Annotated in this window: 17 protein-coding genes; 7 read left to right on the top strand and 10 right to left on the bottom strand. The window is 68.1% G+C overall.

Annotated features, from left to right (window positions below):
- Positions 1 to 27: 27 nt before the first annotated feature.
- On the top strand, positions 28 to 1,137 hold the full coding sequence (locus ACWRN3_RS06330) for an LLM class flavin-dependent oxidoreductase (protein ID WP_324642257.1): 1,110 nt from the start codon (positions 28 to 30) through the stop codon (positions 1,135 to 1,137).
- On the top strand, positions 1,137 to 1,598 hold the full coding sequence (locus ACWRN3_RS06325; RefSeq protein ID WP_224026440.1) for a MarR family winged helix-turn-helix transcriptional regulator: 462 nt from the start codon (positions 1,137 to 1,139) through the stop codon (positions 1,596 to 1,598). Before ACWRN3_RS06330 ends, ACWRN3_RS06325 begins: the two co-directional genes overlap by 1 nt.
- Here the strand turns inward: ACWRN3_RS06325 and ACWRN3_RS06320 are convergent.
- Positions 1,595 to 2,401 (bottom strand): transglutaminase-like domain-containing protein, encoded by an 807-nt coding sequence (locus ACWRN3_RS06320; protein ID WP_476740150.1) that lies wholly within the window; start codon positions 2,399 to 2,401, stop codon positions 1,595 to 1,597. The two genes, ACWRN3_RS06325 and ACWRN3_RS06320, sit on opposite strands and share 4 nt — an antisense overlap.
- 70 nt (positions 2,402 to 2,471) lie before the next feature.
- Positions 2,472 to 3,299: a hypothetical protein gene (locus ACWRN3_RS06315; protein ID WP_476740149.1), complete on the bottom strand. Its 828-nt coding sequence runs from the start codon at positions 3,297 to 3,299 to the stop codon at positions 2,472 to 2,474.
- Positions 3,300 to 3,479: 180 nt separating this feature from the next.
- On the opposite strand from ACWRN3_RS06315, the gene ACWRN3_RS06310 reads away from it, so the two are divergent.
- Both ACWRN3_RS06310 and ACWRN3_RS06305 read left to right on the top strand, forming a co-directional pair.
- Positions 3,480 to 4,142, top strand: a complete 663-nt coding sequence (locus ACWRN3_RS06310) for a DUF1684 domain-containing protein (protein ID WP_476740148.1) — start codon at positions 3,480 to 3,482, stop codon at positions 4,140 to 4,142.
- Between the two features lie 25 nt (positions 4,143 to 4,167).
- The gene (locus ACWRN3_RS06305; protein ID WP_324642261.1) at positions 4,168 to 4,668 is read left to right on the top strand and encodes a GtrA family protein; all 501 of its coding nucleotides are present in this window, start codon (positions 4,168 to 4,170) and stop codon (positions 4,666 to 4,668) included.
- Positions 4,669 to 4,681: 13 nt separating this feature from the next.
- Here the strand turns inward: ACWRN3_RS06305 and ACWRN3_RS06300 are convergent, their stop codons facing one another.
- Genes ACWRN3_RS06300 through ACWRN3_RS06280 form a run of 5 tightly spaced genes read right to left on the bottom strand, consistent with a single transcriptional unit; the run spans position 4,682 to position 10,420 of the window.
- Positions 4,682 to 5,848: a cysteine desulfurase family protein gene (locus ACWRN3_RS06300; protein ID WP_476740147.1), complete on the bottom strand. Its 1,167-nt coding sequence runs from the start codon at positions 5,846 to 5,848 to the stop codon at positions 4,682 to 4,684.
- A 7-nt stretch (positions 5,849 to 5,855) separates the two neighbouring features.
- Positions 5,856 to 6,773 (bottom strand): carboxylating nicotinate-nucleotide diphosphorylase, encoded by a 918-nt coding sequence (gene nadC, locus ACWRN3_RS06295; RefSeq protein ID WP_324642264.1) that lies wholly within the window; start codon positions 6,771 to 6,773, stop codon positions 5,856 to 5,858.
- Complete coding sequence (nadB, locus tag ACWRN3_RS06290; RefSeq protein ID WP_476740191.1) at positions 6,766 to 8,409, bottom strand: L-aspartate oxidase; 1,644 nt, start codon at positions 8,407 to 8,409, stop codon at positions 6,766 to 6,768. The genes nadC and nadB overlap by 8 nt, the downstream gene beginning before the upstream one ends.
- Positions 8,409 to 9,713 carry a quinolinate synthase NadA gene (gene nadA, locus ACWRN3_RS06285; RefSeq protein WP_476740146.1) on the bottom strand — a complete coding sequence of 435 codons (1,305 nt, stop codon included), beginning with the start codon at positions 9,711 to 9,713 and terminating at the stop codon, positions 8,409 to 8,411. Before nadA ends, nadB begins: the two co-directional genes overlap by 1 nt.
- Positions 9,710 to 10,420, bottom strand: a complete 711-nt coding sequence (locus ACWRN3_RS06280) for an NUDIX hydrolase (protein WP_476740145.1) — start codon at positions 10,418 to 10,420, stop codon at positions 9,710 to 9,712. The genes nadA and ACWRN3_RS06280 overlap by 4 nt, the downstream gene beginning before the upstream one ends.
- Before the next feature lie 270 nt (positions 10,421 to 10,690).
- Here ACWRN3_RS06280 and ACWRN3_RS06275 point away from each other — a divergent pair, with 270 nt between their 5' ends.
- Entirely contained in the window at positions 10,691 to 12,088 is a 1,398-nt protein-coding gene (locus ACWRN3_RS06275) for an amino acid permease (RefSeq protein ID WP_476740144.1), read from the top strand.
- Positions 12,089 to 12,169: 81 nt separating this feature from the next.
- On the top strand, positions 12,170 to 12,997 hold the full coding sequence (locus ACWRN3_RS06270) for an alpha/beta fold hydrolase (protein WP_255172558.1): 828 nt from the start codon (positions 12,170 to 12,172) through the stop codon (positions 12,995 to 12,997).
- Between the two features lie 48 nt (positions 12,998 to 13,045).
- Here ACWRN3_RS06270 and ACWRN3_RS06265 read toward each other — a convergent pair whose 3' ends face one another.
- Both ACWRN3_RS06265 and ACWRN3_RS06260 read right to left on the bottom strand, forming a co-directional pair.
- Positions 13,046 to 13,534 carry a hypothetical protein gene (locus tag ACWRN3_RS06265; RefSeq protein WP_476740143.1) on the bottom strand — a complete coding sequence of 163 codons (489 nt, stop codon included), beginning with the start codon at positions 13,532 to 13,534 and terminating at the stop codon, positions 13,046 to 13,048.
- A gap of 360 nt (positions 13,535 to 13,894) precedes the next feature.
- Positions 13,895 to 15,229, bottom strand: a complete 1,335-nt coding sequence (locus tag ACWRN3_RS06260) for an MFS transporter (protein ID WP_476740142.1) — start codon at positions 15,227 to 15,229, stop codon at positions 13,895 to 13,897.
- Positions 15,230 to 15,481: 252 nt separating this feature from the next.
- Between ACWRN3_RS06260 and ACWRN3_RS06255 the strand changes: the two genes are divergently transcribed.
- Positions 15,482 to 16,216: an IclR family transcriptional regulator gene (locus ACWRN3_RS06255; protein WP_324642270.1), complete on the top strand. Its 735-nt coding sequence runs from the start codon at positions 15,482 to 15,484 to the stop codon at positions 16,214 to 16,216.
- 57 nt (positions 16,217 to 16,273) lie between these two features.
- Here the strand turns inward: ACWRN3_RS06255 and ACWRN3_RS06250 are convergent, their stop codons facing one another.
- Positions 16,274 to 17,614: an MFS transporter gene (locus ACWRN3_RS06250; RefSeq protein WP_476740141.1), complete on the bottom strand. Its 1,341-nt coding sequence runs from the start codon at positions 17,612 to 17,614 to the stop codon at positions 16,274 to 16,276.
- Between the last annotated feature and the right edge of the window lie 34 nt (positions 17,615 to 17,648).

The raw sequence follows: 17,648 nt of genomic DNA, 5'->3' as shown, positions 1-17,648 counted from the left end.
GCAAGTCCAGGAACGGAAAGGCACGTCATGCAGATCGGTGTATTCAGCGTCAGCGACATCACCACGGACCCCACCACGGGCCACACCCCCACCGAACACGAGCGCATCAAAGCCTCGGTGGCGATCGCCAAAAAGGTCGAGGAAATCGGCATGGATGTCTACGCCCTCGGCGAGCACCACAACCGGCCTTTCTTCTCCTCCTCCCCCACCACCACCCTGGCCTACATCGCAGCCCAGACCGAACGCATCATCCTCTCCACGGCCACCACGCTGATCACCACCAATGACCCGGTGAAGATCGCCGAGGATTTCGCCATGCTCCAGCACTTGTCCGACGGCCGCGTCGATCTGGTCCTGGGCCGCGGCAACACCGCGCCGGTCTACCCGTGGTTCGGCAAGAACATCCAGGACGGCGTGGAACTGGCCATCGAAAACTACAGCCTCCTGCGCAAGCTCTGGGACGAGGACACCGTGAACTGGTCCGGCAAGTTCCGCACCCCGCTGCAGAACTTCACCTCCACTCCCCGCCCGCTCGACGGCGTGGCCCCCTTCGTGTGGCACGGTTCCATCCGCACGCCGCAGATCGCCGAGGTGGCCGCCTACTTCGGTGACGGCTTCTTCGCCAACAACATCTTCTGGCCCAAGGAGCACTACCAGCAGCTGATCGGCCTCTACCGCGAGCGGTATGAGCACTACGGCCACGGCAAGGCGGACCAGGCGATCGTGGGACTCGGCGGCCAGTTCTTCATGCGGAAGAACTCCCAGGATGCGGTGAAGGAATTCCGCCCGTACTTCGACAACGCCCCCGTCTACGGCCACGGTCCATCCCTGGAGGACTTCACTTCGCAGACACCGCTGACCGTGGGCAGCCCGCAGGAAGTCATCGAAAAGACCCTGACCTTCCGCGAGCACTTCGGTGACTACCAGCGCCAGCTGTTCCTGATCGACCACGCCGGTCTGCCCCTGAAGACCGTCCTGGAGCAGCTGGACCTGTTCGGCGAGGAAGTGCTGCCGGTCCTGCGCAGGGAGTACGCAGCTCTTAAGCCCGCCCACGTTCCGGAGCCGCCCACCCACGCAGGACGCGTGGCCGCCCTGCTGGCGTCACAGGACGCCGGCAAAGCCACCCCGGTGGCGTAATGGCTGCCGGAGGATCGGAATCGCCGGTGCGGCTTGCGGCGGAAACCTGGGAATCGCTGTTCCGCGCGCAGGTGGCTGTGATGCGGAAGCTGCAGTCCGGACCGGCGTTCCGGAAGCTTGCGGTGAACGAATACGACGTCCTGTTCACGCTCTCCCGCTGCCCGTCCGGCTGGCTGCGGCTCAACGAGCTCAACGACAACGTCCTGTTGAGCCAGTCCAGCCTCAGCCGGCTGGTGGAGCGGCTCGAAAAGCGGGGACTCGTGGCCCGGATGCCGGCACCGGAGGACGGCCGCGGCGTGCTGCTCAAGCTGACGGACGAGGGCCGGGAACTGCAGAAAGAGATCGGCCGCGAGCATGTGCGGGACATCTCGGCCCTGGTGGGGCCCGCCCTGACGGCCGCTGAGCAGAAGGAACTCATGCGGCTGACCGACAAGCTGCGGAACTCGCTGGGGAAGCGCTAACCCAGCTGCACCAGCCGGGACGGATCCTCGGCCGGAAGGTCCCCGTTCACCACGGCGGTCACGCGCAGCTGGTTCAACACCAGGCTGCCGCCCACCGTGGAAAGGAAGGCCGTGTCCGACGAATCCCGGCCCGCAGTGATGCGCAGCATCGACTCCCGCGGGGCAAGCCCCGTGGGGTCGATGACGTGCCAGGCACCCTCCACATAGGCTTCCGCCACGGCGTGGAAATCCATGGGATTCAAGCCGGGGGCGTAAACAGCCGCGAGGCGGGCAGGGATGTCCTTGGACCGCAGCAGGGCAATGGCCAGGTGCGCGAAGTCCCGGCAGACCCCCCGCCTGCTCAGGAGCGTCTCCACCGCGCCATCCGTGCCACGGGAGGAGCCGCTGATGTACCGCAGTTCGCCATTGACCCACTCGCGGACCGCATGCACCAGGTCGGCCCCGTGGACCCCGACAAATTCCGCGTAGGCCGTCGGCAGCAGCCGGTCCGACTCGGCATACCGGCTGGGACGCACGTAGCGGATGCGGTCGGCCAGGCACGCCTCCTCGGGCACGGCGCGGCCCGTCACTGTGGCCGTGTATTCCACCTCGACTTCGGCGGGCTCGGCGAACTCCATGTAGTGGAACCGGCCCCCGTGGTGGTCCGAAATTTCCGTGAGGGGAACCTCCGCGCCCCCGGCCGTCACGGACAGGGATTCGTCAAAGGATGAGTAGCCGCTGTTCCTCGCCACGGCGATGGCCATGGCCACCTTGGTGTTGGCGATGGTCTTGAAGGCCAGGCGTGCGGAAACAGAGCGTTCCATGAATCTCCGGGGGTGTTGGGGGTGGAAGGCAAGTCGGCGCACCGGCGCCTGGTGGGCGCGGGCAGCGGGACTAGTTTTTGACCTTCAGCGACATTAGCATCCGCTGCACGTTGGCGAAGTCAGGGCTCCCGTTGACGTACTGGGCCGCCTGGCCCAAGGTGTCGAACGCCTTCGCCGGGGCCACCTTCTCGTCCGGCGCGAAGGCCTTGAGGGCCACCAGGTCCCCAAACGAGTAGTCCCCCTGCCCGGCAGGGCCGCGGACCACGTTGCGCAACTCGCACGCCTTCCCGTCGGTTCCTCCCACCAGGTTGGTGATGCCGTAGGAACCGAAGTAGCGGTAGCCCTGGATCACCCGGTAAACCATGCGTGGCGGGATGGTGCCTTCCCCACCCTGCGCGGCAAGGTCGAACGGTACGCTGCTGATCACCGTGTACGGGCGCTGTGCGCTTTCCGGGCAGTCGGCGGACGACGGCGGCAGTCCCGTCCGGAGCGCGGCCATGAAGGTTCCGTCGGGCTTCTTCACGTCAACCCTGAGTCCGCCGGGAAGGACGCCTTCCTCCGGCGCCACGGACTGGGCGATCCAGTCCGCCGGCAAATCGAAGCTGACCGTCTTTGCGGGATCGGAGAACGTCTTCCAGGACGTTGCGGTAGGTACAGCCTGGGGCTCGCCGGAGGCCGGTGCTGATGCTGTTGCGCTGCCGGCCGGCGCCGCTGCCGTGGCCCCGGCGCCCGCTCCGTCGGCCGGTGAGGCCGTTCCGGACGCCGCCGGTGCCGAGGGGTCCGGCTGCGCAGTCCATCCGGGGCCGGCCGCCTGCGGTCCGGAACACGATGCCAGCAGAACCGCGGCAGCCACGAGTGAGATACCGGAAAGAACAGTCTTTACTGGCGCGCCCGTCATGAGGCCCAGCCTAACGGGGCCCGCCCCCTCCTCCCCACCCCCCGCGGTGTTTCCTGCATCGCGGACACCAGTCCCCGGACTCCTCCCAACCCGCCCGCCACCCGGCCGCAGGCCGGGCACCCGGCCCGGCGTGTCGCCGTCGGACGTCTACCACCCCGGCCTGGGACTAGGCTGGAGGCTATGTCGGAAGAGCAGCACGGCGCAGCCGAAGAGAATCCCGCGGACATTTCCGCCCTGGACATTGCCGACTGGCGGCTGCGGACGTTTGCGCTCTACGACAATGTCCGGCGGATCTCCGCCGACAGCCCGTCCGAGGCGCACTCATACTGGCGCCACCAGCGGGACCTGATGTTCGCAACGCACCCGGCTTCCGCCCTGACAGCGGCGGACAAGGCGCGCTTTTCCGGTCTCAAGACTGCCGACTATGATCCCATCTACCGCTTTCACGTCCCGCTCACCAAGGAAGGCGCAGGCCGGGAGATGAGCGTGGACACGGGAACCGACGGCGTGGTCAACTTCGTCCGGCTGGGCACGTTCGACCTGCCGGAAATGGGCCAGCTGGGGGTGTGGAAGATCCATGGTTACGGCGGCGGCATCTTCGTTCCGTTCCGCGACGCCACGGCCGGCCAGCCGGGTGGAACCTACGGGGCCGGGCGCTACCTGCTGGACACCATCAAGGGCGCGTTCCACGGGGTCAGCGGCACGGGTCCCGGCGCCACCTTTGTGCTGGACTTCAACTTTGCCTACAACCCCTCCTGCGCTTACAACGAGGCGTGGGCCTGCCCGCTGCCCGGGCCATCAAACCGGCTGGCAGTGGAAATTCCCGTGGGCGAGCTGTACTGATGCCGGCCGTCCCCGGTAACGCCGCGTGAGGGAGGGGCTGTCCGCACCCGCCGCCACGGAGACTGACACGGAGACCGCCACCCGGCGCTTTCCCGCCACCCGGCACCACCGCGGTGTACTGCGCTTTCCGGTCATCCGGCAGCTGCTGCGTTTCTCCGGCGTCGGGGTCATCTGCACCGCGGCGTCCCTGGGGCTTTACGCGCTGCTGCGGCCGTGGCTGGGCGCCCAGCTGGCCAACGCCGTGGCGCTGGTCCTCACGTCGCTGCTGAACACGGCCCTGAACCGGCGGCTGACCTTCAAGATTGCCGGCCAGCAACGCCGGACCCGCGACCACCTCAACGGCCTGGTGGTGATTGCCGTGGCGTTGGTGATCACCGGCAGCAGCCTGGGCGTGCTGCACTGGTTCAACCCGGACGCCACCGTGGGTGACGAACTGGTGGCCACCACGCTTTCCGGTTTCCTGGCCACCGCCGTGCGCTTCAGCATGCTGCGGCACTGGATCTTCCGCCGCGCGCGCCACCGCTAGGGTTTACAGGGGGCTACCTGCCCCGGCCCGCTCCCAGGGTCCTGACGCCGGCGACGGCTGCCTGGACGGCAGCCGCGGCAGCGTCGAGGTCCTCCCGCGTCACCGCCGCGTCGAAACTGAAGCGGACCGCCGTCTGGGCCACCTCGGCCGGAACGCCCATGGCCGTGAGGACGGGCGACGGCGCGTCCGAGCCTGCGGCGCATGCGGAGCCGCTGGAGCAGACCACGCCGCGGCGTTCCAGCTCGAGGAGCACCGACTCTCCGCTGGTACCGGGGAAGCAAAACGACGCCACTGACGGCAGGCGTTCGGACGGATGCCCGGTGAGGTCGGCGTCCGGCACGCCTGCCATTACGGCTGCAATGAACCGGTCCCGCAGCGCGGCAACCCTTGGCTGCTCCCCCGCCTGGCGGTCCCGGGCAAGCGTGAGGGCCGTGGCGAGCCCCACCGCGCCGGCAACGTTTTCCGTTCCGGACCGGCGGCCCCGCTCCTGGCCGCCGCCGTGGATGACCGGCTCCAGCCGCGTACGGCTCCGCACGAACAGCAGGCCGCAGCCTTTGGGTGCACCCAGCTTGTGCCCCGAGATGCTCATCGCATCCACGCCCAGAGGGCGGGTGTCGAGCGGCAGCCAGCCGGCGGCCTGGACGGCGTCGGTGTGGAACGGGATGCCCTGGGCGCGGGCGAGTTCCGCCAGCCCGGCGATGGGCTGGATGGTTCCCACCTCGTTGTTGGCGTACATGATGCTCACCAGCGCGGTTTCCGGGCGCAGCACCCCGGCAAGTGCTTCGGGCGTGACGCGGCCGGTTGGATCCACCGGGACCACGTCGACGGCGAAGCCGTGGAAGCGCTCCAGGTACCGGGCGGATTCCTCCACGGCGGGGTGTTCGACGGCGCTGATCACCACCCGGTCCAGCAGCGGGTTTGCCGCCTGCCGGGCCAGGGCGATGCCCTTCACCGCCAGGTTGTCCGCTTCGGTTCCACCAGAGGTGAACACCACTTCACCCTGCCGGCAGCCAAGGACATCCGCCACGGCCCTCCGAGCCTGCGCGAGAGCCTCGGCCGCCGCCTCGCCCAGTGTGTGGTGGCTGGAGGGGTTCCCGAATCCGCCCGTGAGGTAGGGCCACATGGCGTCCAGCACTTCGCGGCGGACCGGGGTGGTGGCGGCGGCGTCAAGGAAGATCACGGCAGCGTCACCCTGCGGCCAGTTCGACGTCGAGGCCCAGGTCCAGCGCGGCCACCGAGTGGGTGAGTGCGCCAACGGAGATGACATCCACACCAGTGGCCGCAATGGCCGCGACCGTTCCGGTATTCACGTTCCCGCTTGCCTCCACCCTGGCACGGCCGGCCACAAGGGCAACCCCGGCCCTGAGCTCTTCGAGGGTGAAGTTGTCCAGCATGATGGTGTCCACGCCGGCGGCCAGCACGGGTTCGATCTGGTCCATGCGGTCCACCTCGACCTCAAAGTGGGTGGTGTGGCCCAGCTGTGCCTTGGCGGTCAGCAGGAGTGCGGTGAGTTTCGCCGGGTCCCCGCCGGTCATTACGGCGAGGTGGTTGTCCTTGGCAAGCACGGCGTCGGACAGGCTGTAGCGGTGGTTGGAGCCGCCGCCGCAACGCACCGCGAAGCGTTCAAGGATGCGCAGCCCGGGGGTGGTCTTGCGCGTGTCGGTGATGCGGGCCCGGGTTCCGTCGGCGAGCCGGACAAATTCGGCGGTCTTGGTGGCGATGGCGGACATCCGCTGGACAAGGTTGAGCGCCACGCGTTCTGCCAGCAGCACCGAGCGGGCGGTGCCGCTGACCCGGGCGAGGTGCGTGCCGGCGTCGAACGTTTCCCCGTCCGCCACCAGCAGCTCCACCATGGTGGCCGGGTCCACCAGCTGCATGGCGTCGCGGAAGACCGTGGCTCCGCTCATGACGCCGGGCACGCGGGCGTTGAGGACGGCGGTGGCGCGGGCACCGGCGGGGATGAGCACCTGCGAGGTGATGTCACCCGAGGGCGCATCCTCGGCGAAGGCCCGTTGCAGGATGTCCCGGACGGGGGCCGTCGGAAGGGTGAGGTCCAGCGCGGGGCGCAGGGGCGTTGCCTGGTCGATCACGGCGGGTTCAGTCATGGAGCAGGCTCGCTTTCGGGCGGAGGGAAGTCAGGTAGTCAGTTTCGACGGGTTTATCGCTGCGGTAATGCGCCCCCAGGGATTCACCACGTTTGAGGGCAGCGTCGACCAGCAGCTGCGCGGCCAGCAGGAGGTTCCGGTCCTCCTGCACAGCAGGATCGGCAGAGTCGGCAACAGCAGGAGGACAGACGACGGCGGCCCACCGGCCGAGCGTCCGCGTGGCCTGGAGCAACAGCTCCCCGGACCGCAAAACCCCGGCGTGCGAGGTCATGAGGCGGCGAAGAGCCTCCCGCGAAAAGGGTTCCCCGGAAGCGTGCGTCAAGGGGAGGCCGTCCGCGGCCGAGGCAGCACGCGGAGGGGTGTCTTCAGGCGACCCCCAAGCAGGAGCACCGGAAAGAAATGATTCAACAGCGCGGCGGCCGAAGACGAGTCCCTCGAGGAGGGAGTTGCTGGCCAGCCGGTTTGCCCCTTGGACTCCGGTGCAGGCAACTTCGCCGGCGGCGTAGAGGCCCGGAACGGTGGTGCGGGCGGAGAGGTCGGTGCGTACCCCGCCCATCCAGTAGTGGGCGGCGGGGGCGACGGGAACCAGTTCGCGGGTCCAGTCGATGCCGGCATCGAGGGTTTTGCGGGTGAGGGTGGGGAACCTCTGTAGGAGGAAGCCCGCGCCCTTGGCGTGCTCGATACCCCGGGCGTCGAGGTAGACGTGGCCGGTGGGATCGCCCAGCTTGGCCAGGTGGAGGGCGATGCTGCGGGATACGACGTCGCGGGGCGCCAGTTCGGCATCAGGGTGGTAGGCCTGCATGAAGCGGCGGCCGCCGGAGTCCAGCAGGATGGCTCCTTCGCCCCGGACGGCTTCTGAGATCAGCAGCGGCCCGTCCAGGCGGCCCGGGTGGGCCGTGGCGGAGCTGACCAGGCAGGTGGGATGGAACTGGAAGAACTCGAGGTCTGCCACTGCCGCTCCGGCGCGGACGGCGAGCGCCAGTCCGTCGGCGGTGGCAACGGCGGGATTGGTGGTTTGGGCAAACAGTTGTCCTGCTCCCCCGGTGGCGAGCAGGACGGCATCAGCATCCAGGACCGCACGCCGGCCGTCCTGGAGGTACTGGACTCCCGCCACCTGCCCGTCCCGGGTCACCAGGGCGGTGGCCTGGGCATGCGTGAGGATGGCGAGCTTCCCGTCATCCCGCCGGGACAGGACGGCCTGGATCAGCGCCCCGGCGACGCGTGCACCCGTGGCGTCTCCTCCTGCGTGCAGGATCCGCGGGGCGCTGTGGGCTGCTTCTAGCCCAAGGGCCGGGCCGCCGTCGTCCGCTGCGTCCCCGTGTTCCGTGTCGAAGGCGACCCCGTAGCGCTGGAGGCTTGCGATGTCCTGCCGTGCCTCCATGCACATCAACCGGACCGCAGCCTCGTTGCAGTGGCCCGCACCCGCCCGGAGCGTGTCGGCGATGTGCGCGGCGACGGTGTCTCCTGGCGAGGGTTCGGCCAGCACGGCCGAGATGCCGCCCTGGGCGTACCAGGTGTTGCTGTGGTCCAGCGCGCCCTTGGTCAGGAGCACTACGTCCGTGCCGGCATCGGCAGCGAGCAGGGCAGCGTAGAGCCCGGCAATGCCACTGCCGACGACGGCGAGCCGGCCTGTCATCACGGCCTCGCGGCGAGCATGCGCTCGAGCGCCGTCCTGGCGTTGGCCTGCACGTTATGGTCCACGGTGATGCGGTTGACCACGCGGCCGGCCACCAGTTCCTCCAGGACCCAGGCGAGATAGCCGGGGTGGATCCGGTACATGGTGGAGCATGGGCAGATCACCGGGTCCAGGCAGAAGATGGTGTGCTGCGGGTACTCGGCGGCGAGCCTGTTCACCATGTTGATTTCGGTGCCGATGGCGAACGTAGTGGGCTCGGTGGCGGCCGCGATGGCCTTCTTGATGAAGTCTGTGGAGCCGGCGGAACCCGCGGCGTCCACCACCTCCATGGGGCACTCCGGGTGCACGATGACCTGCACGCCGGGGAAGTCCGCGCGGGCCTTCTCGATCTGGGCCACGTTGAAGCGCTTGTGCACGGAGCAGAATCCGTGCCAGAGGATGACGCGGGAGTCCAGCAGGGCCTGTTCGTCGTTGCCGCCGAGTTCCTTGCGCGGGTTCCACATTGGCATCTGCTCCAGCGGGACGCCCAGGGCCTTGGCCGTGTTGCGGCCCAGGTGCTGGTCGGGGAAGAACAGGACCCGCTGGCCGCGCTGGAAGGCCCACTCCAGGACGGTCCTGGCATTGGAGGAGGTGCAGACGATGCCGCCGTGTTCGCCGCAGAAAGCCTTCAGGGCCGCGGAGGAGTTCATGTAGGTGACGGGGATGACCGGAACCCGGCCCTCGGCGTCGGGCTCGGTGCCGAAGATCTCCGCCAGCTGCTCCCAGCATTCCTCCACGGAGTCCGTGTCCGCCATGTCTGCCATGGAGCAGCCGGCGGCGAGGTTGGGCAGGATGACCGCCTGCTCCGGGGTGGAAAGAATGTCTGCGGTTTCGGCCATGAAGTGGACGCCGCAGAAGATGATGGCCTCTGCCTCCGGCCTGGTCAGTGCCGCGTTGGCGAGCTGGAAGGAGTCCCCCACGAAGTCCGCGTACTGGATCACTTCGTCGCGCTGGTAGAAGTGGCCCAGGATGACGGCGCGTTCGCCCAGGGTGGCTTTGGCGGCCTTGATCCGTTCCCCGAGCTCGGCGTCGCCGGCAAGTTTGTACTCCTCGGGGAGCTGGCCCTGGCGGGGGGTGGTGGCGGGGGCAGGGTCCGCGCTGGACGCGCCCGGGCCATAGGCGGGGACACCGGCGAGCGCCTCGGCCAGGTCGTAGTCCCACGGGCCCTTGGCCAGCGCCGGACTGCAGGTGCTGCGCTCGGCGGCTGCGCCCTTCTCGGCCTGTTCGCGCGTGATCAGCTGGATTGCCGTGTTGACGCTGCTCATGGTGTGCTCCTGTTGTCTGGGTCAAGGCCTGGCCGGCCGGTGTAGCGGTAAAGGCGGGGCGGGCGGTGCTTCCCGCCCTGCAGGTATTCCCCGGTCTCTTCGATTTCCGGGGTTGACTTGAGTTGGCGGCGGAAATTGGCCGGGTCCAGCTGGCGGTCCAGGACGGCTTCATAGACTTCGCGGACCTGGGCCAGCGTGAAGTACTCGCCCAGCAGGTGGTAGGCCACCGAGCCGTAGGCCAGCTTGTTGCGGAGGCGCCAGAGGGCGTAGTCCACGATTGCGTTGTGGTCGAAGGCCAGGGCGCCCAGGCGGTCGGCCCGGAACCACTTCACGTTTTCGGATTCGTCCGCGAGCGCTGCCTCCGTGGGCTGGACCAGGGCCCAGTAGACGATGGAGACCACGCGCTGGGTGGGCGAGCGGTGCAGGCCACCGAAGGCGTACAGCTGCTCAAGGTAGCGGGGCGCAAGGCCTGTGGTCTCCTGCAGGTTCCTGGCGGCGGCGCTTTGGAGGGACTCGTCATGGCTGAGGGGTCCGCCCGGCAGCGCCCACAGCCCCTTGAAGGGTTCCCGGATGCGGCGTACCAGGGGAAGCCATAAGGTGGGCCGGCCCGAGGACTCGCTGGGCCGCAGTGCGAAGATCACCGTGGAGATGGCCAGCGACGGCGGCGCGGCCTGCCGCTCGGAAACGTTCGCCGAACTGTAGTACACCCGCTTCACCGCCTTCCATCACCATCGACCGCACCCGGGCGCTCCTCGGTTAGTTATGGTCATCTTGACCAAAACTAATTCTACGGCCGGGCGCGCCCGAAAGGGAAATATTTCTGCACCCAGTCGGGGCCGCGGCCGGCTGCCCCGGAACCCTCTTCCCGCGGCCCCTCCTTCCCGTCCGTTTCCGGGCGCGTTCCGGAGGCGGTAAATTCAAGAGGTCCCACGAGGACCCCGGCCCCCCCAACCAGCCCCCAGAAGGTGCATTGCCCCATGACGACGAAGTCCGGCGGGACCACGTCCGCCACATTCCCCACCAAAGCCACTGCCGGCCACAGCATGAAGCCGCGGCAGCTCACGATGATGGGGCTGGGCAGCGCCATCGGGGCGGGACTGTTCCTGGGATCCGGTGCCGGCGTCCAGGCGGCCGGACCGGCAGTGCTCGTTTCCTACCTCGTTGCCGGAACGCTGATCATCCTGGTGATGTGGGCCTTGGGCGAGATGGCCGCTGCGCATCCCACCAGCGGGGCGTTTTCCGTGTACGCGGAGCGGGCGCTGGGCCGGACCGCAGGAGCCACCATCGGCTGGCTGTGGTGGCTGCAGCTCGTGGTGGTGATTGCGGCGGAGGCCCTGGGTGCCGCCGGCCTGCTCTTCTCCGTCTGGCCCGTGGTGCCGGTCTGGGCGCTGGCGCTGTTATTCATGGTGGTCTTCACCGGCATCAACCTGGCCGGCGTCCGGAACTTCGGTGAGTTCGAGTTCTGGTTCGCCATCCTCAAAGTGGCCGTCATCGTCCTGTTCCTTGCAGTGGGCGCCGCCCTGCTCCTGGGCCTGCTGCCCGGCGTCGACTCCCCCGGGGCGGAAAACCTGACCGGCAACTTCGCTCCCCAGGGCCTGGGCGGTGTTGCTGCAGCCCTGTTCGTGGTGATCTTCGCGTTCGGCGGGACGGAGATCGTCTCCGTGGCCGCGGCCGAAACCGAGGATCCCGAGCGCAGCGTCGGCAAGGCCATCCGGACCGTGGTGTGGCGCATTCTGGTGTTCTACATCGGCTCCGTCTTTGTCATTGCCGCCGTGCTTCCCGCCACGTCCAAGGGTCTCGCCTCGCCCTTCGCCGGCGTGCTGGACGCTGCCAGGATCCCAGGCGCCTCCACCGCCATCACCCTCGTGGCCGTCGTCGCCCTCCTCTCGGCGCTGAACGCGAACCTCTACGGCGCCTCCCGCATGGTGTATTCGCTCTCGCAGCGGGGGGAGGCGCCCCGGGTCCTCACCCGGCTCAACAATGCGGGCGTGCCGCTCCTCGCGGTGGCAGTCTCGGTGGCCTTCGGTTTCATCGCCACTGTCCTGGAGCTGTTGTTTCCGGAACGGATCCTGCCGGCGCTGTTCCAGCTGGTGGGATCCACGTGCCTGGTGGTGTGGGGCAGCGCTCTGGTCTCCCAGCTGATCCTGCGGCGGCGGGCAGACCGGGACGGCACCGAACTTCCCTTGCGCATGCGGGGCTTCCCCAGCCTGACCATCCTGGGCCTGGTCCTGCTGGGACTTATCTTCGCCGTCGGTTTCAGCGCCGAGGGCAGCCGCATCCAGCTCTTCAGCACCTTCGCCCTGATCGCCGGCATTGCACTCGCGTGCGCCGCCGGGGCCCGGCTGGCCGCCAGGAACCGGGCCGCCAACAGGTAGAGTGGAGCGTACCTTTCCAAGGAAGACGCACCGACGCGCCGGGCCCGCCCAGGCGCCGTACCTGATTGGGGAACTGACACCATGAGCGGCAGGCACACCGGACAGCAGCAGGCGCACACCGTTGAAGGGACCGACCCGCAGCTGTACGTGGCGGTCCATGAACCCGCCAGCGACGCCGGCCTCCGGCCGGTCCTCCTGCTGCACGGCTTTTCCTCCTCCTCCAAACTCAATTGGGAGGACACCGGCTGGGTGTCCTCCCTGCTTGACGCCGGCCGCCGGGTCATTACCGTTGACCTGCCGGGCCACGGCCGCAGCGGTGCGCCGGAGGACCGGGATTCCTACTCCCCCAGCAAAATCAGGGCGGACCTGCTCCAGGCAGCGTTCGACGCCGGAGCGCGCCCCCTGCATGACGGGGACCCTGCCAGCGGGCTGGACGTAGTGGGCTATTCCCTGGGGTCCCGGCTCGCCTGGGAGTTCGCCGCGACCCAGCCCGAGCTGGTGCACCGGCTGGTGCTCGGCGGACCCAACGACTCCGACCCCCTGGCCGCATTCGACCTTCGGGCCGCCCAGGACTACCTGGCGGACGGCACGCCGATCAACGACGAATCCACCGCCCAGCTGCTCAAAATGGCCCTGCTGCTGCCGAGCAACAACATCTTCGCGCTGCTGTCCCTGGTGGAGGCCATCAAGGCAGAGCCCTACGACCCCGCCGAAGCGGTACCCCACGTTCCCATGCTGCTGGTGGTTGGCGACAAGGACGAGCGGGCCCACACGCTGCCCAAGCTCGCCGAGCTGGCCCGCAGTGCCGGCTCCATGGCCGAGCAGCTGGTCCTGCCAGGCCGGAACCACACCAACGCCATCACCAGCAGGGCTTTCAAGCAGGCCGCCATTTCGTTCCTGGGCGTCTAGGCTGCAGCGATCCCTTGGGCAGCGCGGATTGATTGATATCCTGTCCGGTCAGTAGTCAACCCCCGGATCCGGCCCTCCCTCCATGTGGAAGCACGCGGAGGAGGACAACACGTAAAGTGAGTTCCGCTGCGGGTTGTACTCGATTGAATGCCGGTACCCTTCCCCGCTGACGACTGCCAGTTCGGGGATTCCATTGATGCCCGTCCCGGACTGGACCGTCCAACCAGGCTTCGCGGACCACTCGGCTTCGATCTGCGGCAGCAAGGCCGCGACGTCGGCATCCGGGGTAAGGACCACATCCATCATTCCCGGCCAGTAATAGCCGCCGTTCCCGCATTCAAACAATGCACGGGACTTTTCGGTCCGCGTCGACGTGGAAACTTCGCCCGGCGGCACCACTGCCTTCAGCTCGTCCTGCTGACTGAGAAGGGACTGTTTCGCGGAAGCAAGATCCAGTCCCGCAGCCGTGGAGTCCACGGCGGGCGCACATGCCGCCAGCGCCGCGAGAAGGCTGGTCGCAAGCAGGGGCGCCCCCATACGGGCGAGCCTGACGGGCATGGTGGTCGATGCACTCCACCGACGGGATGAGCGGCGTCCACGCCGAATTTTTGAACTGTTGGCTTCTCCGGCCACCGTGACCCCAAATGTTGATCCTGCCCCCCACGGTTGGCACCCAGCGTTCGCCCCCCGGGACAACGCTACCGGGGGCGGTCAATCCCGGCGACGGGCAGAACTGCCCCGCAGGCACCAGCAGCCCGGACTTGGCGGTCCGGGCTGCTGGTGCTGCGGTTCCGCGCCCCGGTTGGAGGCCACGGTGCGGCGGATGGAACCCCCGCCGTCCGGACCCCTGACCGCAGCGGCGGGGTCAGGGGGACGGTGTTAGGAGGGCCGGTGGGATCAGTGGTGGCTGCTGACGCCGAGCGGGCGGCCCTTGGTCTCCTTGGCCAGCACCACGCCGACGGCGGAAATGACGCAGAGGGCCATGATGTAGATGCCGATCGAACCGGTCCATTTGGTGGACTGCAGCAGGGCCTCCGCGATGGTTGCTGCGAAGGCGCCGCCCAGGATGGCGCCGAAGGCGTACCCGATGGAGATGCCGGAGTACCGGACATTCGCGGGGAACATCTCTGCGTACATGGCGGACATGGGTCCGTAGGACAGGCCCAGGCCGATCGTCAGGACGAACAGGGCGACGCCGTAAAGCACGATGTCCTTGGTGTCGATCAAGGCAAACATGGGGATCATCCAGGCAAAGACAATGGCGTAGCCGATCAGGAAGGTCTTGACGCGGCCGATGCGGTCGGACAGCCATCCGCCCACCAGGGTGAAGATCAGCCAGCCGAAGGACGCCAGTGTGGTGGCCAGGAGGATCTGCGGCGTGGGCATCTTCAGGGTCTTGGTGGCATAGGAGATGAAGAACGCAATCAGCAGGTAGCCCGCTGCATTGTTGCCGATGAAGATCAGGGTGGAGTACAGCACGGGCAGCTTGTGGTTCCGGACCAGCTCACCCAGCGGTGCTTTGCTTTCCTTCTTCCGCAGGGCCATCTCCTGGAAGACCGGGCTCTCGGCGACGGCGCGGCGGATGAGGTAGCCCACCACGATCAGGACGATGGAGAGCAGGAACGGCACACGCCAGCCCCAGGCAGCGAAGTCTTCCTTGGACATGCTGGTGTTGAGGAAGAACAGCAGGCCGGTAGCGAGGATCATGCCCACGGGCACGCCGATCTGCGGGTAGGCACCGAAGATCCCGCGCCGGTTGACCGGCGCATGCTCGACGGCCATGAGGGCGGCTCCGCCCCATTCACCGCCGGCTGAGAAGCCCTGGATAACCCGCAGCAGGATCAGCAGCACCGGGGCCCAGGCGCCAATCTGCGCGTAGGTGGGCAGCATGCCGATGAGGGCGGTGGCCGCACCCATCATCACGAGGGTGAAGACCAGCATTGCCTTCCGGCCCAGGCGGTCACCCAGGTGCCCGGCGACAACTGCGCCAAGGGGGCGGAACAGGAAGCTGATGCCGATGAGGGCAAAGGAAAGGATCTGCGCCAGGCCCGGGTTGGACTCGTTCAGCGGTGCCAGGAACAGCGGTGACAGCAGCGTTGCGGTCAGCTGGGCAAAGATGAAGAAGTCGTACCACTCGATCGTGGTGCCGACGAGGGTGCCGGCGAGGACCTTGCGCTCCTCCCGCCGGCTGCTGGGACCGGCGAGCGTATCCACCTTGGAAGGTGTGGTCATTGAAACTCCATTGTTTATTGGGCAGCAGCGCCGCCCGTACGCCTTCAGAATTACCGACAGAACGGTCAGTTAGTTAGTAGGGTACTACGGAAAGTGTGATACGGAACACGGAATGGTCGATATTTGCGGTGAACGGCGACCGAAGCAAAGTTCTATATTTGAACTGCAAGTTCGTATAGAGGACATTACCGGCAGTGAGTGGTCGGTACAAGAGTCACAGCACTCCAGGCCCGCCAACCTAGGATGGACATCATGACTCCTCCAGCAGCCGCAGCCGGGACGGGAGCGGCGGCACAGGCTTCGCCGTCCCAGACCCTCTCGCGCGGCATCCGCGCCCTCGAAATCCTGGCAGCCGCGCCCGGCCCGCTGACCATCGCAGAGCTTGCCGATGCCATGGGTGTTCACCGGTCGGTGGCTTACCGGATCCTGCGCACCCTCGAAGACCATTCGCTCCTGGTACGCGATGATGCCGGACGGGTCCAGCCCGGACCCGGCCTGGCGGTCCTGGCACGCGGCGTGTCCCGCAACCTGCAGAGCGCCGCGTTGCCCGAGCTTACCCAGCTGGCGAACTCGCTGGACATGACTGCATTCGTGGCGGTGTGGGACCACCACGACTGCATTACGCTCGTCACGGTCGAGCCGAGGCATTCCGGCGCAACTGTTGCCCAGCACCCGGGCACACGCCACCCCATCAACGCCGGTGCCCCCGGGATCGCCATCCAGTCCGCCCTCTCGGAGGAGGAATGGGACCGGTTGGCAACCGGAATGCCCTATCGCCCGGAGGCGGCGGAGGCGCGGCGGAAGGGTTACTCGGCCAGCCACGACGAGGTGATCGCCGGGGTCTCATCGCTGGCAGCACCGGTCCGGGTGCCGGGTGGGCGTCCGGCCGCACTTGCAGTGGTCTATATCCGTTCCGCCCATGATCCGGATGCCGTGGGGGCTGCCATCGCGGAGAGCGCGGCAAGGATCGAGCGCCAGCTGGCGTAACGGCCCTGCCGGAACAACGCCGCAACGGACCGGTGCCGCCCTCAGGAACGTGCCGCGTCAGGCCCTGCGGCGGAGGACGACGGCGGTTCCCGCGCCGAGCACAGCCAGCGCCGCCGCCGCGCAGACCGGGACGAGGAACGCGGCCGCGGCCCCGTGGAGCTGGGCCAGCTGTCCCCCAACAGAGGACCCGATGGCTGTACCGGCGACAATGCCGCTGGCCAGCGCGGTCATCACGGTACCGAGCCTGCCGGCGGGTGCCACTTTCCCGCCCACGGCGAACACGGTGACCATGACGGGACCCACGGGGAGTCCCAGGACCAGCAGGACGGCCGCCATCATGGGCAGCGATGACGGTACCAGCAGCAGGACCGCGAGCCCTGCCATCAGGACTGCGCAGGACACCCAGCGCAATCCCAGTCCCGCACGGCGCGGCCAGTAGGCAACTGAGAGTGCCGCGGCGGCCGAACTGAGGCCCATGACGGCGTACAGCAGCCCGGCGATTTCCGCGCCGGCAAGCCCGGCAGAGAAGGCACTCAGTGCGGCCTGGGTGGAACCGAAGAATGTGCCCATGCAGGCCATGGCGAGGACGGGCAGGGACACAGTCCACGGCAGCTTGGTGCCCTGCGCAGCACCCTTACGGGTCCCGCGTGCCGCAGGCCGGCTGGCGGGGACGGCCCGGTGGGTGGGATGAACGGCGAAGAGAGGCACCAAAATGATGGTCATGGCCGCTGCCAGGACCAGCGGAAGCCACGGCGCCACAAGGCTGGCCAGGATCCCCACCAGGGCCGGTCCCAGGACAAAGGTCACCTCGTCGGCCGTACTCTCGTACGAAAGCGCTGTGTCCAGGTCCCGGGCGGCCCCACCGGATGGTGCCGTTGGACCTCCAGCATCGGCCGTGAGCGACATCCACCTGACCCGGGCCAGGGGCCCCACCTGTGGGCAGGTGGCGCCGGCCGCGAAGGCAGCCGCGAGGACGGCGGGCAGGAAACCGCCCGAGGCCCCAGCGGTATGGGCCGCGAGGACCAGGGCCAGCACGGCCACTGTATTGAGTACGGCCGCCAGCAACAGGACCGGCCGCTGTCCCCGCCTGTCCGCAAGGGATCCCAGTCCGGGAGCCCCCAACGCGGAGCCGATGCCCACTGCTCCTGCTGCCGTTCCACCGGCGGCAAAGGAGCCGCTGACGGATGTGACCAGGGTGAGCGTGCCCATGGCCAACATGGCCAGGGGAAGCCGCGCAAAGAGGCCAAGGGGAATGAAACCCCGGCCGGCCAGTTGGGGAAGGCGGGAAAAGCGTCCCCCCGCTGCCGCGTCCGTCATGTCCGGGTCAAGGGTTTCCCGGGATGGAGACGCCTGGGCAGGGGCGGTGCCGGTGGATGAGGGGGTGGTTTGTGGTGTCACGTCAGGGCTCGTTCAGTACGTGCGCATCGTCCCT

Source organism: Pseudarthrobacter sp. rb (assembly GCF_056389225.1).
This window is presented reverse-complemented; position numbering and strand designations above follow the sequence as displayed.